Origin of the sequence: Glaciecola siphonariae, assembly GCF_042652645.1 — a bacterium.
In the GTDB taxonomy this organism is placed as follows: Bacteria; Pseudomonadota; Gammaproteobacteria; order Enterobacterales; family Alteromonadaceae; genus Glaciecola; species Glaciecola siphonariae.
In genome coordinates this window covers 1,530,263-1,546,423 of record NZ_JBHSGU010000002.1, presented here as the reverse complement: position 1 = coordinate 1,546,423, position 16,161 = coordinate 1,530,263, and the positions used below count along the sequence as shown (strand labels likewise).

The 16,161-nt window shown below is 43.7% G+C and carries 13 protein-coding genes; 6 read left to right on the top strand and 7 right to left on the bottom strand.

The window, feature by feature from the left end; all coding sequences use genetic code 11:
- Positions 1-5: 5 nt before the first annotated feature.
- From ACFO4O_RS08210 to ACFO4O_RS08180, 7 genes are all read right to left on the bottom strand, one after another.
- A complete protein-coding gene (locus ACFO4O_RS08210) occupies positions 6-1,124 on the bottom strand; it encodes a GNAT family N-acetyltransferase (protein ID WP_382407292.1) in 1,119 nt (372 codons plus the stop codon).
- A 227-nt stretch (positions 1,125-1,351) separates the two neighbouring features.
- A complete protein-coding gene (locus ACFO4O_RS08205) occupies positions 1,352-2,320 on the bottom strand; it encodes a PEP-CTERM sorting domain-containing protein (protein ID WP_382407290.1) in 969 nt (322 codons plus the stop codon).
- A 236-nt stretch (positions 2,321-2,556) separates the two neighbouring features.
- Entirely contained in the window at positions 2,557-5,310 is a 2,754-nt protein-coding gene (gene prsT / locus ACFO4O_RS08200; RefSeq protein ID WP_382407288.1) for an XrtA/PEP-CTERM system TPR-repeat protein PrsT, read from the bottom strand.
- Positions 5,311-5,721: 411 nt separating this feature from the next.
- Entirely contained in the window at positions 5,722-6,579 is an 858-nt protein-coding gene (locus ACFO4O_RS08195) for a ThiF family adenylyltransferase (RefSeq protein ID WP_382407286.1), read from the bottom strand.
- A gap of 71 nt (positions 6,580-6,650) precedes the next feature.
- Positions 6,651-7,502: a PEP-CTERM/exosortase system-associated acyltransferase gene (locus tag ACFO4O_RS08190; protein ID WP_382407284.1), complete on the bottom strand. Its 852-nt coding sequence runs from the start codon at positions 7,500-7,502 to the stop codon at positions 6,651-6,653.
- Between the two features lie 482 nt (positions 7,503-7,984).
- A complete protein-coding gene (locus tag ACFO4O_RS08185; protein ID WP_382407282.1) occupies positions 7,985-10,285 on the bottom strand; it encodes an efflux RND transporter permease subunit in 2,301 nt (766 codons plus the stop codon).
- 132 nt (positions 10,286-10,417) lie between these two features.
- Positions 10,418-11,053, bottom strand: coding sequence for a YdcF family protein (locus ACFO4O_RS08180; protein ID WP_382407280.1), 636 nt, complete (start codon positions 11,051-11,053; stop codon positions 10,418-10,420).
- 212 nt (positions 11,054-11,265) lie between these two features.
- On the opposite strand from ACFO4O_RS08180, the gene ACFO4O_RS08175 reads away from it, so the two are divergent.
- From ACFO4O_RS08175 to ACFO4O_RS08150, 6 genes are all read left to right on the top strand, one after another.
- Positions 11,266-12,087 carry a S1 family peptidase gene (locus tag ACFO4O_RS08175; RefSeq protein ID WP_382407278.1) on the top strand — a complete coding sequence of 274 codons (822 nt, stop codon included), beginning with the start codon at positions 11,266-11,268 and terminating at the stop codon, positions 12,085-12,087.
- A 131-nt stretch (positions 12,088-12,218) separates the two neighbouring features.
- A complete protein-coding gene (locus ACFO4O_RS08170; protein WP_382407276.1) occupies positions 12,219-12,839 on the top strand; it encodes a hypothetical protein in 621 nt (206 codons plus the stop codon).
- A 107-nt stretch (positions 12,840-12,946) separates the two neighbouring features.
- Positions 12,947-13,102, top strand: coding sequence for a hypothetical protein (locus tag ACFO4O_RS08165; protein WP_382407274.1), 156 nt, complete (start codon positions 12,947-12,949; stop codon positions 13,100-13,102).
- Entirely contained in the window at positions 13,092-13,979 is an 888-nt protein-coding gene (locus ACFO4O_RS08160; RefSeq protein ID WP_382407272.1) for an HprK-related kinase A, read from the top strand. The genes ACFO4O_RS08165 and ACFO4O_RS08160 overlap by 11 nt, the downstream gene beginning before the upstream one ends.
- Positions 13,969-15,099, top strand: a complete 1,131-nt coding sequence (locus tag ACFO4O_RS08155; RefSeq protein WP_382407270.1) for a nucleotidyltransferase domain-containing protein — start codon at positions 13,969-13,971, stop codon at positions 15,097-15,099. The genes ACFO4O_RS08160 and ACFO4O_RS08155 overlap by 11 nt, the downstream gene beginning before the upstream one ends.
- Entirely contained in the window at positions 15,096-16,112 is a 1,017-nt protein-coding gene (locus ACFO4O_RS08150; RefSeq protein WP_382407268.1) for an NAD-dependent epimerase, read from the top strand. The genes ACFO4O_RS08155 and ACFO4O_RS08150 overlap by 4 nt, the downstream gene beginning before the upstream one ends.
- Positions 16,113-16,161 lie beyond the last annotated feature (49 nt).

Here is a 16,161-nt window from a genome sequence, read left to right as displayed (position 1 = left end):
CGCGCTTAGCGTTTCGCTTTTGCGGCGTAAAACATTACGCGCTTTATTATTTTATTAGCCCAGAATAGACCTTGATGGAAGGCACGTCGACTGACTAAATGCAGTGAATACATATGATAGTGAGCGTTACTTAAGGACTCTTTATAACGGGCGGCACCAGCCAGAAAATCATAACGCTCATAGCCTGATGCTAAGTAATGTTGAATCGCTAAAGCGTGCATCAATATTCCCGGCTTGTAGTTATTGTTAGGTTCATCATAATTGATTGCGGACAAATAAAAATAAACACGTTTGTCACAAACAAATTGATATAAATATCCAAGCGTCTTATCACCCGCATCAAAACGCATAATTTCAAAATGTAGCCGCTCATCCCCTGACTCACTCAGGCGCGAATGGAATTGAGTAAATACTGGATTAGTGAAACCGCTTTGATGCTCTGTATCAGACCACTGCTTAATATGTAATGGCGCGAGTTCTCGGCTTAAGAGCGATGAAAGCTTTTCTCGGTGTATCGCGTATGTTACCTCACCAAATTGTTTTGTAATAAAGTTTTTGCTTCGCCTGAGACTAGACTTAGAGTTTTTCGACAAAGTATCCATATAGTCTTGCTTATTGCGAGCAATAGCGTTGAGGTCAACATATGCGACGCGTTCTTCGGTGCAGGACCACTCGCTTATTGTATTTGTGTGCCAGTGCTTACTCGCTCCCATCGACACCACAAAGCGATGAAACCTCGGAATTGCTGCAAGTGTATTGATTAAGGCAGCTCTGCATATAAGCACATTGTCTGGGTTAGTTGCGATGATGTCATTGTGTTCAATCCACATTTGATCAAACTCATCAATGCCAGTTTGATTTAGATAATAAATATCGCCATACCACCGCCTTTGCACACCTACGAGACAAAAACCTATCGTACTACCGTGTTCACAAAACTGCACAAATGTGAACGCAGCTTTAGAATTTGTATTGCTTGCATGCGCGTGCAAAGACAAGAACCATTGCCGCGATAAAAAAGGTGATTGTAGGGGACATGACTGCACAACAGAGAACATATCACTGAGAAAGGTTTCAGAGACATCTTGATGAACATGGACTGAGAGCGGCTGTGCAGAATTCACGTGATAGTCATTGATAGTCAGGTAGCGCTTTTTTCCATAACATTTATGGCATAAACGAGGTGTTAAAAACTTTGACAAGTGTTGCAAGCTTTGAAAGTTTGCGCAATAGGTATTTTAAGTGAAGCACGGTAAATTGTGTTCAGTCTATAGCAGTAATAAAAAACAAGACCAGCAATAAAAAAGCCGGCCCAATGGGCCGGCTAGTCAGACTATTTTGATGCTAAAACTTACTGCTTGCGACGGCGAGAAGCTACACCGAAACCTACTAGACTTAAGCCAAGTAGAGCTAGTGTGCTTGGCTCTGGTACAAGCGTTACTCGTGCTGAACCATCTAGAGTAGTTTGACGGATAGCGCGAGTTACGCCATCAGTACCAGTAACTACTAACAAGCCGTCTGCAGTTGGTACTGGCGGGTTAACGTTTGTATCAATCTGGAACGTTGGGAAGTTACTGCCGCTTGCTACAGCATTCGCTAGCTCAACAGATAAATCCTGGAAGTTGCCGTATTGATCCTGAACAAACAAAAGTCCAGCTTCAACAAAGGATACTTCAAAGAAAATGTCTAAGTTCGCAGCGTTGATGCTTGAACCTGTTACGTTGGCACTAAAGGCAAGACTCTGAGTCCCATTTATCAAATCATTGAAGAAGAAATCGATATAACCACCAGTGTATACCGGACCATTCGCGCCTAGAGTAGCGATAAGGTTATATTCAACGTCAAAGCCCCAAGTGTTACCAAAACCTTCACCGTCTTCAATACCAGCCGCATTTGTTAGTGGTGAAAGGTTGCTCACTGAGCACTGACCGCCGTTACAGTCTGGAAGAGCTAAGGTAGTGTCACCAGCGTTAGGACCACCTGGAACTACATATGGGTTGCCCGCAAGGCTTAAACCGCCTGTGCCGCCCGCTGTAATGCCAGCAGCCATAAGGTCAGCTGTGATGTTGGTGTCGATGATTGTACCATCTAATGTACCACCAGCCGTCAAACCGTAAATTGACGTTGCTAATAAGCCGGTAAAACCAAACTCGGTAAATGTGCCGGTTTGGGTATCTGCGTCGTTAGCTACTAAGCCACCGCCAGAGAAATACTGGTCAAATGCCGGGCTACCAACATCGATATACATACCACCAGCAACTGCGTTGCTAGACGCTAATGCGACAGCAGCAATAGCTGTTGTTTTTAGTAATTGTTTCATTTGAGTTCCTTTTTTAGTATCAAAAATAATCTACGGTTACGTCGATGCAGAAATGATGCCACTTTTCCATCTGGTATAAAAACCAATAAAAACATGCATTTATAATCGATTGCTATTTATCCAAATACTTTCCCTTAACAAACTGTTAAATTTCCTGACAGCTATTTTTAGCGTAATTTTCACTGCTATTTTTTGTCAGCTACCATCTACAAACTTTCTTGATGGCTATTCTATGTTTACTGTAGCGTGGCCAGTTCAATTTTGAGTTTTTCTAAATGCTCAGCTTGCGCTAGCGTTATCGGATTTGTTTGATTAATAACCCGCGTTGCAAGCTGCTTTTTGTTTTGAGCAATAAGTACTTCGGCATAGTGCAGGGCAATGCCAGGGTTTGCGTTTTGAGCCTGATGCGCAACCGCTAGCATTTGTTCAGCTTCTGTTTGACTGCCATTTTTATATAGCGCCCATCCGTATGTGTCCATTACCTGTGGCTCCTGCGGCGCCAGTTCAATCGCCGTCTGCGCTGCACTCAAGGCCTCTGCAGCTTGATTGTTGCCTATATAAGCAATAGCGAGGTTATTTTGTGCAATGACATTTTTTGGCTGAAACTTAATCAGCTGACGGTAAAGCTCAACGGCTTGCTGGTAAAATTGATTCGTCAGCATGAACTCCGCCACCGTCATAGTCGCGATGGGCGTGTTTCCCGTTTTCTCTAAATGCGCAAGCAATAGCTCACTGGCTTTATTTTTCTGTCCATTACCAAGGTATGCAAGGGCAAGATTAACGGCATCACCTAAATTATTTGATGCCGCGTAATATTCAGAGAGCGGCGCAATGGCTTGCCCATAACGCTTGGCGGCAACAGCGAGCTGCCCTTTGACTTTACTCAGCACGATATTGTTTGAACCCTGAGATATCAAATAATTGAATTCTTGCTGCGCCGCGGTAAAACTTTTAATGCGAACAAGGTTTTGCAACCGTGCCAGTCTTATTGATTCAACGTTAGGATATCTTTGCGCTGCATTATCAAGCAGAGGGCTTAGTCTTGCACCATCCCCGAGGCGTGTATATACGGCGACTAGTCTGAGTATTGGCATGACTTGGTTTGGATAGGCTTCTGCCCACTCGAGGTAAATATCTTTCGCTTCTTCTAAGTTATCATTGTTGTATAAGGCATCACCGAGAGACATTAAACCGGAGTCGCTTAGCTTTGCTTTGTTGCTGCGCAAAATATCAATTGCCGCCGCTGAATCTCCCTTTTCACGCAGCCATGAAGCAAGGATCACTAATGGGGTATCAGTCTCGGGATGTTGCTCAGATAGGCGTGTTAAGTACTCTACATCTTGCTGTTTAAAACCTTGCTTGCTTGCTATTCGAACCAGCTGCGCGCCTGCTAACTTATTATCAGGATTCGCATCAAGCGCTTTTGTTACCCATGCCCTGGCCTTGTCAAATTCTTGCGCCTTCATATACGAGCTTATTAAATTGTTAGTTGCCGGTACATGGTCAGGCGTATTTGCAAGCGCTGCTTGATATAGGTCATTAGCCTTGTCTTGCTGACCGAGGCGCGAGTATATTTGCCCTTCAAGCACTAATCCTGAGGGTTCATCTTCTTTGCTCAGCTGTTTGGCTAAGGTCAGCGCTTTGTCGGTTTCCCCTTGGTCCATATAAACCTCAGCAAGAAGAAGCCACTTTTGTACCACGCTAGGGTCCATTTCAATTGATTGCTCTATTTGACTTGCTCCGCTGAAGTCATTAATGGCAATTTTTGTTAAGCCTTCTTTTAGTAAGCGCTCAGCGTTAAGTGAACTGCCTGACAAGGTATTAACCCTGTTCATTTGCTGACTTGCCTTTTCAAAGTTCTGCTGAGCAGCAAATAAATTGGCTGCGTTTTCGTGCAGAATAACGTCGAGGTCTGAACTGCCTTCAAGCGCGTTGAGTGTTTCTAAAGCGGCGCTGCCATTTCCCAAATTAAACTGTAGTTGAGTCAGTAAACGGTGAACGCTATGGTTTTTGGGAAGCTGGGCCGCCGCTTTTGCAAGTGAAGCATAGGCCTGTTCTAGGTTGCCCAGTTTTAATGAACTCAGTCCATGCACCATTTCGTTGCGGTAGTCTTGCACTCCGCCTTCTTTCGCTTTTTGCGCATGCCCATAGCTGACTGAATAATTTTTCTCTAAAAATTCAATGGCACCTTTATAGAAGTTTACAGTAGGCTGCTCTGGATCGAGTGCCATAAGCATGCTCACGTGCATATCTGCACTCTCTAACTCATTGTCTCTTACCAGCACGTCTATGAGTAAAAGGCGTCCTAAGTGATAATTAGGATAAATTTCCATTAAACGTTCATAGTTTGCAGCGGTGTCTTTCAGTTGGCCTAGCTGGTCTTTAACCAAGCCGTTTAAAAAGTACAGCTCTGCTTCATTTTCATGGGGTGTGGTCAGTGACTCGAGTTTTTCATTAGCCTGCTCGGTTTCGCCCTTTATGAACAGCCGATAAGCATCTGCTAAGGTAGCGTTAAATGTGTCTGCAAGCTCTGGCTGCGGCACTTGTGATACGTCGTCTTGAGATAGGCGCACTTGCGATAAGTACGAAAGAAGTTTTAGGGTTTCCTTAGCCTGAGGGTCAAAGCCCGTTCCTTTATTCTGCTCAAGGTCAATGAGACCGCTAAAATCCTCTTGATAATACAGCGTTTTCGCTAAATAAGGATAAACTTCAATATCTTTTGCGCCCATGTCAGCGGCGCGTCGGAGCTCTTTTTCAGCAGCATCAAACTCGCTTAACTTAAGGTAGATTTGTCCGAGCAGCGCGCGAGCCTCAGCTGCGGTAAAATCTTGCGCAATAAGATTTTTAAGATCAACAACCGCTTCGCTGTAATTGCCACTTTCTGCATTTAGCTTCGCGCTTTGAAACAGTTCTTCAGGGCTTTTTTGGCTACAGCCAAACATGAGTAGTATAGCGAGTGTTATTAGTATGTTGTCCTTCATACTTTTCATTGATCAGTTTCCTTTTTAGGGTGTTGCACAGAGGTATTTATGTAACGCAGCTTATGACAAGTTTGCATTAGCAAATCGTCAATAATAGTTCTCAGTAACAAGCGCGTATTGTTAAGTAAATAAAATCAAGTAAGCAAAATAAAGTAAGTAAAATAAAGCAAAGTAAGCAAAATCACGCACGTAAAAGCATATACTGACTGATGTGAGAGCAGTAGTTGCACTAGCACTACAACCCGCATGAAAACCCGCGAACTAAATCTAGCGATGCTCTGCTTACTCAACATCATAATTGCCTAGAATAAACACAATTGTACATATTAACAATATGTAGCGAAAAGAGGAGGGGGTCGGCTTTAGTTCTAGATTTTGGTACGTTGATGAAGGAGGCTAAGATGATACCTAGCGATGACCTCAAACAAGACGTTTTTTAGCAATAGCGTATTTCAGGCGCTGCAATAGCCCCTTGTTGCCAAACCTGCAGTGAGTATGTTTAAGGGTATTCAAATACGCGTCAAAGTGCATCGCGCGGGGCGCAGCGATAATTTTGCCGCGTTTCAAAACGTGTTTTAACACGTTCGAAGCTACCACGCCGGCACACAATTTAACGCCGATAATGGTAGACGGCGTTTTTTGCTGGCTAAAATTCGCACCTTCTGGATATACCAAGTACTTCAATTGAATGAGTGAGGGGCTCAGGCCAATCATAAACAGCACAAGCTTTTCTTCTAAGCTATCTACCGACGAAAAATTAAAATAATCGTCGTAGCTCATAGAGCCGGGCAGGAAGTTCAGCATGGCAGTGCCCATGCCAATGGGGGCGGCTATAAAAACGGGGATCCCTTTGTCTTGACAATACTTATACACCAGTAAGCGCGCTTCTAAAGCAAAGAAATCAAGACCGTCTACGTAAACATCAACGTCGTGCAAAAAGGCATCTATATTGTCTTTATTCACACCGTCATCAAATCTTTTGATGTCGCTTTGAGGATTAATATCTAAGGCAACTTGTTCCATGACTTTAGACTTATCCTGCCCAACGGTTGACATGAACGCGCCAGCCTGTCGGTTAAAGTTATGAACTTCGTACTCGTCAAAATCAGCGATGTTAAAATTTTGAAAACCAGCTCTCGCCAATGCAACAATATATTCAGCGCCCACACCGCCGCAACCTGCCACCGCTACTCTGCGATTTTTTAAATGCAACTGCTCATCGGGAGTAAGCCAACCGATATTTCGGGAAAACGCGTTTTGATATTCGAAGGTAGACATAAAAGTGACCAATCACAATGCAGTTATATATATATCCGCCTGCACTGTGATTAGTTTAGTAGATGGCAGGATTAATCGTGATAAAGCTGCTGGTCGATGTTGCCCAGCATATTTTTAAAAGCAGATTTTAACTCTCTTTTAAAATCGTGTGCGTTAATATAATAAGGTGCTCTTTTGCCGTGGTAATTCACCGTTTCGCCAATTTGTTTGAACGAAATCCCGACAAATTGCATGTTTCTAGCCAAGCGAGGCTCCATCATTACAAACACATGAGAACGATTTGTGCGAAGCGCTGCCGCGCCGGCCGCTAGATACAGACCAATCGCCACGAAGGGAAAGCATCTAAGCTCTTCTTCAGAGTATTCGTATTCGTTTATGCCGCCTGTTGCTGCGTTCTTAAATTTGTCCATCTTTCGGCGTCTAAAGCTGGCAGGAACGGCAAGGCGCGAAATTTCACAAATTTCTTCACGCGGAAAGTTACTTGGATGAAATGCGGTGTCAGTAATGCTGTTTATACAAAATTGTTCAACGGGCAGTTTTTGGTCTTCGCTTTGCGTATAAACAAGTCTAACGGTTCCTGCAAAATGCTTGCTCAACTTATGTTGAATGGTGCAGTGCAGCGAGTGTTCATCAACATGTGTGCGCTCAAGCTTATCGTCACACAAAGGTAAATAGCCCATTTCTTCACAGTATACTTCGTGACGAATTCTAAAGCACTTGTCTAGCTCACTAGCAGATTTTGCAATCGATGCATTAAAAAACTGGCAAAAGTGAGCGGTGAGCTCTTTTGCTTCACGCGCTTTTTTGTAGTTTTCAATTGCAGTGCTCATTTTCTTCAAATTCTCTTGTTTAAATTTTTTGAACGAGCCTCGCAGGCTTAAACCATTTAAACCCACGTCAAAAAAAATACTGTTTGGACGCATTAAATCACCTACTGAATTTCGTCTACTAATTGCATCTCACAACAATCGAACGCTTATAAAAAATAAGCTTAAAAAAGTCACGAGCGCTTTGTGTAGTGTGTGTTGGAATCGTCCTTGGAAAGAATGAATAGTAATACCTTTAACTATTCGGGAGTGTCTTTGCATGGCATATGCCAACATTAGTCACTCACTGCGCATCCAAGCTAACCACTTGTTTCCTATGGAGATATGGTTTTTTGATGATTCCACACTCCTAATTTAACATGCTATTAACCGTTTGCAAACTGTATCTTTTCACATACAGTGAAATTTAAAATGCTTGCGGTTTTTAAAGCCACATCGTCTCATGTATTCATTATGAACAAATGACAGCGATTTAGGTTGTGTAAATCAATACCATAGTTGTAAAAAAGGAAAGAAGGTGCCGGATTATCGCTGTCATCGATTGTGTAGCAATAAAGCGACGCCTAATTTTCGAAGCTCTAAGCTTCTTTAGCGGAGTCGGGCGATTTGCCAACCAGCAGAGCCGCAGGTAAAACAAATAAATCGACGATAAGCGCTAGCACAATAATAATCGCGGTCAGCGTACCCATCTCGGAATTAATCGCAAAGTCAGAAAAGGCAAGTACGCCGAAACCTGATGCAAGCACCACCGTGGTGATGATTAAAGCCCGGCTCACGTTTTCGTAAGCAAACTGCACGCTTTTAACAGCCGACAGCCCCTGTTTTTGCGCCGATTGATACTTAACTAAAAAGTGCACAGTATCGTCTACAATAATACCTAAAGGCATGGTCATAACTACCGAAAGCGCCATGCTGATATTGCCAGATATAAGCGCCCAAATGGCAAAACCGAAAAGAGCAGGTAGCAGATTGGGAATAATACTAATTGCGCCTAAACTGAAGCTCTTCAGCGCAAAGAACAACAGTATTGATATAAGCAGCAGTGCAACGACCGCCCCTTGGGCCACGCCTTTCATGTTTTGCTCACCAATATGCGCAAATATTAGCGGTATACTGGCACCCTCTAGTCGATACTCTGGAGCGTTTTGTTTAAGCCATTGTTTGGCGCGTGATTCTAAACCTGTGAGTTCAGCACTCCCAAGATTTTGCGTTGTTACCATCAAGCGCGTTGCCGACTTATTTATGTCAATTTGATTGTTAACGTCGAGGCCAAAGGGAAGTGACATTTCATAAAGTAGTAAGTGCTGAGCAGCCAAGTCACGCTGGTCTGGCAATACGTACATCAGCGGGTCGTCTTCATTCATGTTCATATTTAAACGCTTCATGACATTTGAAAATGAAATGATGTGGTCTACTTCTGGCTGCTCCTCTAGCCAAGTAGTGAGGCCCTCAATAGTTTCTAAAAACTTAGGGTCTAAAATACCATCTTCCGTGTCAGTATAAATCGCAAAATCAACGGTGGTAAGCCCGGTTAATCTTTCTTGTTGAAAGTCTGCGTTTTGGCGAAACTCGTTGCCTTTATTAAAATATTCAATGGGTATGTCATTAAGCTTGTTTTGAGTGACTAAAAATGCGCTCACTATTGTGAGTGCGAAGGCGCTAAGCAACACCCATCTATTGTTTTTTGCTAACCAAAGCGTGAGTAACTCCCAACGAGGGTTGCGCGCCTTAACGGCAACCGGTGCAAATTTCAAGGTACATTTACTGAGTATTGCTGGAAGCAAAATGAGAGAAAACAAACAAGCAAACAAGACGCCAATGGCCACCAGATTTCCCATGTCGTCAAGCACCGGTACCTGCGCAAAGTTTAGGGTTAAAAAGCCGATGGCGGTGGTAACAGATGTAATAATAATTGCTTTGCGATTAAGTGCCAATGAACTGAGAATAGCGTCTTGTTGATGCTGACCTTGTTGCATGTAGTAACGTGTGCCTGATATCAAATGCACGCAATCTGCGATGGCTAGCGTCATAATGATTACCGGCACATTTACCGTCGCAATGTTGATAAACATGCCAAGCCAGCCGCCCACACCCATGGTGGCGGCGATTGATATTATCACAATCCCGAGGGTGGCAACTGTGCCCGCCACTGAACGCATGAGGATGCTTAATAAAATTGCAAACACAGCAAACATGGCTGGAAACAGCGTCATGGCATCTTTTTGTGCGGCTAAAAAGAAGCTATCGGTCATAATCACCAAACCGCTCAAGCGAATATCGTAATCAGGATATTGCTCAACATAGGGAGCAATTGCAGCTCGTAAATGCGCACCTATTTGATTAATTTCTTTGGTTTGGTCTCCGTCTGGTAGCTGAACGGTAATATTAATCAGTGCGACTTTACCATCAAGAGATATCAATTTATTGCGAAGCTCAGGCTCACCTAAACTGACCTTTCTCACCGTTTGAATATAGTCATCGCTTAACCAGTCGGTCTCGAGTACCAAATCTTCTACAATTAAATCGTCGTTTTGTGCATAGCTTCGCTGGAAGTTGGTAATGGAATCTACCCGGGTAGACAGGGGCACTTGCCAGCTTATATCAGTGAGTTCTTTTATTAGTGAAAGACTTTCTTTGTTAAATAAATCCCCGTTTCGGGCTGCAATCATTATAGAAGCGCTTTCATTTTTACTGAAAACCCTTTGCATATTTTCATATGCGACGCGCTGGGTGTTTTCAGGTTCAAAAAATACTTTGTAATCGCCACGAAAATAAAGATTTTTTGCACCAATGGCGCTCACTACAAACACCAACACGCATAAAAAGATGCTCATGTTAGCGTTATCCAAAACGGTATTGTCGAGCTTTGCTAAATTCATAATGAGATGCTTTGTATGTTGATTGGCAGTTAGTGTAGCTAACTATAAGGCGAATTGCCTTGTTTTTACATTATCGCATGAGGCACGCAGGTATGAGTATGCGCGCACGACTGAACTGGCATGACTTAACATTTAATCTTGAAAATACATGTTAATAATGGCGGCGTATTCATAAAACGCGGCGCGAGTCCGCTCTAGGTTCGCGATGCTAGGAAGAGAGGGGTCAAAATTAAATTCATTTACGTTGTAATGATCAACCGGATGCACACAATACGAAGAGAAATTGTAACGCGCGAAAAGTGTGTCAACACGATATGCATGGGTTGCGCTGGTTATCACGTGGTAATGACTGAAGCTAGCTTGCTGGTTTTTCAAAGCCTGTACCTCTTCACTGGAGTTTGTGCCCGCATCAACCACCAATATATCGTTTTCATCAACGCCCATGCGCACTAAAAAGTCTCTGGCTGCCAGAGAATACGAGGCATCAGAATACTCATTAAAATCGCCACCTGTTAATATTATCGATTGCTTTGACGCTTTGTACATTAAAGACGCATGCGTCAGGCGGCGAAGCGAACAATCGTTCCATTGGTCAACGTCGGGCATATTGTCAGCGTCGTAAAAATAACAAGCAAATACAAAAATAGCGCTATTATCGAAGGAGGACTCTTGGTAAATGTCGATATGTTTACTGTGTGTTTCTAGCGGACTTAAAAGCCAGTAGCTAAAAAAATACTGTGAACATAAATATAGCCAAGCACCGGACAAAACGTAAAAAAACCTGTACAAGTACTTCAAATGAGGACGATAAAGATGCACGCAGATTCCCATTGCAAGAAGCAACAGAGCTTGGTTTAATGGGGATATAAGAGTGAGAGCTATCGCTTTTATCATCGCAGAGATAACATATAAGATGTTGATTGAACTAAAAACAAAATTTTGGTGCTCAGCATAGTAAACCATTGGATGGATAGAATTATATGATTTCAACAAAGAAGCAAGGGAAAGCGCTGGTGCTGATGCTCAGCCTTCTAGTGAGTTTTCAACTTTTCGCGCAAGCAAAGTTGCCTGATTTGATAGAAAAAGCCGCACTGTCGGTCGTGGGTATCGGTATTTTCACACCAATAGAGTCTAGAGTTCCTAGCCTGATAGGCACCGGGTTTGTAGTAGGAGACGGGAACTACATTGTTACCAACTACCACGTGGTGTCAAAAGAGCTTGACCCGAGTATCGTACAAAGCTACGTCGCGATGGTGGGAGAGGGAAGACAATACAGGAGTATCAAACTAGACCTCATTGCATTTGACCCTGTTCATGACTTAGCCATTCTAGCTCTGAAAAGCGCTATGCCTGGCACATCTGCGGGGTCAAGCACTGGTGGGGCAGAGTTATCTGGATTGCGACTAGGCAGCGATGATTATTTACGAGCTGGAAGCGACGTGTTTTTCACCGGCTTTCCTTTAGGTGCGGTGCTCGGCTTATATCATGCAACCCATACCGGCATTATTGCCGCTGTTGCGCCCGATATAAATCCTGCCCGAAACGCCAATCAACTCACCATCGATATGTTGGCTCGTTTAAAACAACCCTTTATGATTTATCAATTAGACGCAACTGCCTATCCAGGCAACAGCGGTAGCCCAGTATTTGACCGCGAGACGGGTGAGGTCGTTGCTGTTATAAACAAAGTGTTTGTGCAAGCGGGTAAAGAGGCAGCAATAAGCGCGCCGAGCGGAATTAGCTATGCGATTCCTATCAGGCATTTGCGAAAGTTAGCGAAGAACAACAAAATCGCGCTATAATACCAAAAATGTGATGTCAGGAATTTTATCACTCAGTTTTAGACTAAGGATAAATTCACTAATAATCAGTCACTTACTTCGTGGTCTGATTCTTGCTTTACAATGGGCAGTTCAAGTAATTGGTGGTAAAGATGGATAAGAATACTCTTCAAGAGTCGCAAGCCGAGCAAACAACGCCGGCACAGACGACCAACGGACGCAGAAAATTTTTGCAAAAGGCAAGCGCCGGCGCACTGATTGCGACCATTCCGGCTAAGTCTGTTTGGGCAACGGGCCTAACAAACTCTGTAGTTGCATCTGGTCATGGCTCTGATATGGCAGGCGGTAATAGCCTAGTTGTTAAGCGTCCTTGGTATTGGGTAAACCGATTATCACATTTGAACCAACACATTTTAGACTTGAAGTTTTCTGACTTATTCGGTGGCGCGCCGTACCAGACCACTCATACATTTTTTGATGGTGCTTTAACGATCAGACAAGTGTTGGCATTCACCAATGATTCTGGTCATTACGTATATGCAGGACCAAGCAATTTTAACCGCTTGATGATCAGCGCATATCTAAGCGCGGTATACAGCGACAGTGCAGCGTTTGATGTTCACTTCCCTGTGATTGGTCACAATCGCTCATATCCTGACGATAGAGTATTCGCTAAAAAGCTTTACAAAATGGCAAATGGCAGTCCGTCTTCGTTTGCACTTGAGCTTGGAAAACTTCATGACTCACCAGAGAGCTTAGCGGGCACAGTTTAAGCGCTTGTATAGTGCTCAAATAAGGTAGCGCACACTTGCAATATAAAGTGAAAAAAGGGATGTTACGGCATCCCTTTTCTGATCAATCCGGCGTATGTTTTTATAGTATGCAAACCACCGTTCTAACCAGCATCGGTATGAGCAAAACTGCTCTAGACGAGGTGTTGTCAAATCCCGATATGGACAACGAGCAGCACGTGGCCGTGATTGATGAACTTGTGTCAAAGGGGTTTATTGAAAAGGTAACAAACCGTGCGCAGTGAAAAGTTTCTTTTGCGCCTGCCTCCGTTTACCTTCAGCGTTAGCACTGATATCCCGCTAGTGAAAGATAATGCGCGTCTCATTTATGGAAACGCGTGTGTTGATATTAGCCAGCGCAGTCGAGATGACTATATCGACTACCACCTCTCTTTAGAAAAAAACACCGGTGTCAGAAGATTTTACAAACCCCAAGCGCGTTTTTTTTGCGACGGCCGCGAACCATTTAAGCCGCTCACGCATTCTCAAGCATTTGCCATGCTTGAATGGGGAATGAATTGGACGGTAGCGGCCCACGAACTTCAATACGTTATAGTGCACAGTGCCGTGCTTGAAAAGAACGGAAAAGCCATTTTGTTTCCAGCCCCTCCGGGCTCTGGGAAAAGTACGCTCACCGCCTTTCTTGCAAACAATAACTGGCGTTTGCTTTCAGACGAAATGGCGCTAGTCATTCCGCAAACGAGCACAGTATTGCCATTTGTTAGGCCTATTTGTTTAAAAAACCAGTCTATTGATTTGTGTCAGAACTGGTTTGCTGATGCCACTTACTCAAGCGTGGCAAAAGATACGCACAAAGGCGATGTTATACACATGGCGGCAAATGCCCATGCTCAGCAAAACGCAGCTAAACCTGCTGATATTGTGGGTGTGGTTTTTCCAAAGTATGACGTGAACACAGAGCTCGATATTTATCAGTTAAACATGCGAGAAGCGTTTATGCAGTTAGTGTTTAATGCCTTTAACTTTACTGCAATTGGACAAGACAGCTTTGAGACAGTCACTGCACTTATTGAAAAAGTAAAAGCGTTTGAAATTTGTTACAGCAATTTACCCGAGGTGGATGCCTTTTTAACCGAAGAGATTATCTGTTGTGACGATTAACGCAGACACCTTAATAAATCTTTTTTTGAACCCCAGTCAGGTCGCACAGTGCAGCAGCAATGAGCTTTCAGACCTGGTTACTATTTGGCGAAGTCAAAAAATACTGGCGAGAATGTGCTATCGCATCATCGAGGCGGGGGTATTTGAGCACCTCGATGCGAAAACTCAGCGTCATTTACTCAATGCCAAACAAATTGCCGACAGACAAAAAGAGCAGGTGTTTACCGAAGCGGCAGAGTTAGCGCGTATTTTATCGCAAAGCGTAGGGTATTTAATATTTCTAAAAGGTGCTGCCTACTCTATGTGTGCAGGCAAGTTGGGGCGAGGGCGAATATATAGTGACATTGACGTGCTTGTGCCAAAAGCAGACATAGATACCTGTGAACAGCGTTTAGCAGTAGCAGGCTGGATTGGCCAAGAAATTAATGACTATGATGATAAGTATTATAGGAAATGGGCGCACGAAATTCCTCCCATGGCACACGGACATCGCGGCACGATTATAGATGTGCATCACAATATTGTGCCGGTTATTTCAAAGTCTTTTAACGACCTTCACATTTTGTTAGAAAACACAGAAGAAATCATGCCTGATATTCATGTGCTCAGCGCGCCTGCGCAGCTTGTGCACGCTGCCATTCATCTTTTCAGGAATGAAGAGTATCAAGGTGCATTTAGAGATATTACCGACATATATCTTATGCTCGAAGGACAAGACGAACAATTTTGGTTAGACGCATTCTCGCTTGCTAAGCGCATCGACTTTTTAACTGAGCTGCAGTTGGCTGTGCGTTATTGCGAGCGATTCTTTAAGTTAAAACCGCCCGCTAAAATTAACCTTGAGTTTGCGCCTGAGCATAACCAGGCCTTTAATGATTTCATCTTCAACAGCGTATTGCTGCCACAACATAGCTTGATGACTGGCTCGCATACTCCGCTTAAGCACTTTTTGGCGATGATGAGAGGCCACATAGTCAAGATGCCCGTGCATATTTTGCTTTATCATATTATTGTAAAATCATATCGTAGCGTCGCCCAAAGCATATTTGGACAACATGTATTTACGCCCAAAGACCCACACCCTCCTCTAGCAGGGCAAAACAAGGAACACCTTAAGTGAAAATTTTGGTAACTGGCGCCGCTGGCTTTATTGGTGCACACACGGCAAGAACACTTTTAGACGATAGCATTGATGTTGTGGGCATTGACAACGTCAATGACTATTACGATGTGTCTCTTAAACATGCACGCATCGACTGGATAAAAACGCATAGCAACAGTGGCCATTTTACCTTTATGCAAATGGATATTGCGGATCGCACGGCGATGGAAGCACTTTTTGCCGAGCATCAGTTTGATCGCGTTATTCATTTAGCCGCACAAGCCGGCGTGCGCTACTCTATTGAAAATCCACATGCGTATATCGACGCCAATATTGTTGGTTTTATGAATATTCTCGAAGGCTGTCGACATCACCATGTGGCCCATTTAGTGTATGCCTCGAGCAGTTCAGTGTATGGCGCAAATGAAGCCATGCCCTTTTCAGTTACCGATAATGTTGACCACCCGGTATCGCTTTACGCGGCCAGCAAAAAAGCCAACGAGTTGATGGCGCATACCTATAGTCATTTATATGATTTGCCAACCACCGGTTTACGCTTCTTTACTGTGTATGGTCCTTGGGGGCGTCCAGACATGGCGCCGTTTAAATTCACTAAAGCCATAAGTGAAGATACACCCATTGACGTATACAATTTTGGCAATCACCGTCGCGATTTCACCTATATTGACGACATCGTAGCCGGCGTGATCCAGTCTACAATGCACGTCGCAAGTCCGAATTCTAATTGGGATGGCAAAGCGCCAGACCCAAGCAGCAGCAAAGGCCCATGGCGGGTATATAATATTGGCGCACAAACGCCTGTTCATCTGATGACATTTATTGAAACGATTGAAAAAGCACTCGGCAAAGAGGCTAAAAAGAACATGCTGCCCATGCAGCCAGGTGATGTTGAAGCAACCTATGCGGACGTTGAGTCTTTAGTCAAAGATGTGGGCTATCGGCCCAGCGTGTCGTTAGAGCAGGGCATAGAGAAATTTGTTGCGTGGTATAAACACTATTACAAGCAATGAAATAATTCCCAGCCTAAGCAAAACATTCAATATTTGATTTAGCACTAGA

Bases quoted from the DNA above. Each gene is read 5' to 3' on its own strand.
- ACFO4O_RS08195 (WP_382407286.1), bottom strand. From the start codon at position 6,579: ATGTCTACCTTCGAATATCAAAACGCGTTTTCCCGAAATATCGGTTGG.
- ACFO4O_RS08165 (WP_382407274.1), top strand. From the start codon at position 12,947: ATGCAAACCACCGTTCTAACCAGCATCGGTATGAGCAAAACTGCTCTA.
- ACFO4O_RS08185 (WP_382407282.1), bottom strand. From the start codon at position 10,285: ATGAATTTAGCAAAGCTCGACAATACCGTTTTGGATAACGCTAACATG.
- ACFO4O_RS08190 (WP_382407284.1), bottom strand. From the start codon at position 7,502: ATGCGTCCAAACAGTATTTTTTTTGACGTGGGTTTAAATGGTTTAAGC.
- ACFO4O_RS08170 (WP_382407276.1), top strand. From the start codon at position 12,219: ATGGATAAGAATACTCTTCAAGAGTCGCAAGCCGAGCAAACAACGCCG.
- prsT (WP_382407288.1), bottom strand. From the start codon at position 5,310: ATGAAAAGTATGAAGGACAACATACTAATAACACTCGCTATACTACTC.
- ACFO4O_RS08175 (WP_382407278.1), top strand. From the start codon at position 11,266: ATGATTTCAACAAAGAAGCAAGGGAAAGCGCTGGTGCTGATGCTCAGC.
- ACFO4O_RS08205 (WP_382407290.1), bottom strand. From the start codon at position 2,320: ATGAAACAATTACTAAAAACAACAGCTATTGCTGCTGTCGCATTAGCG.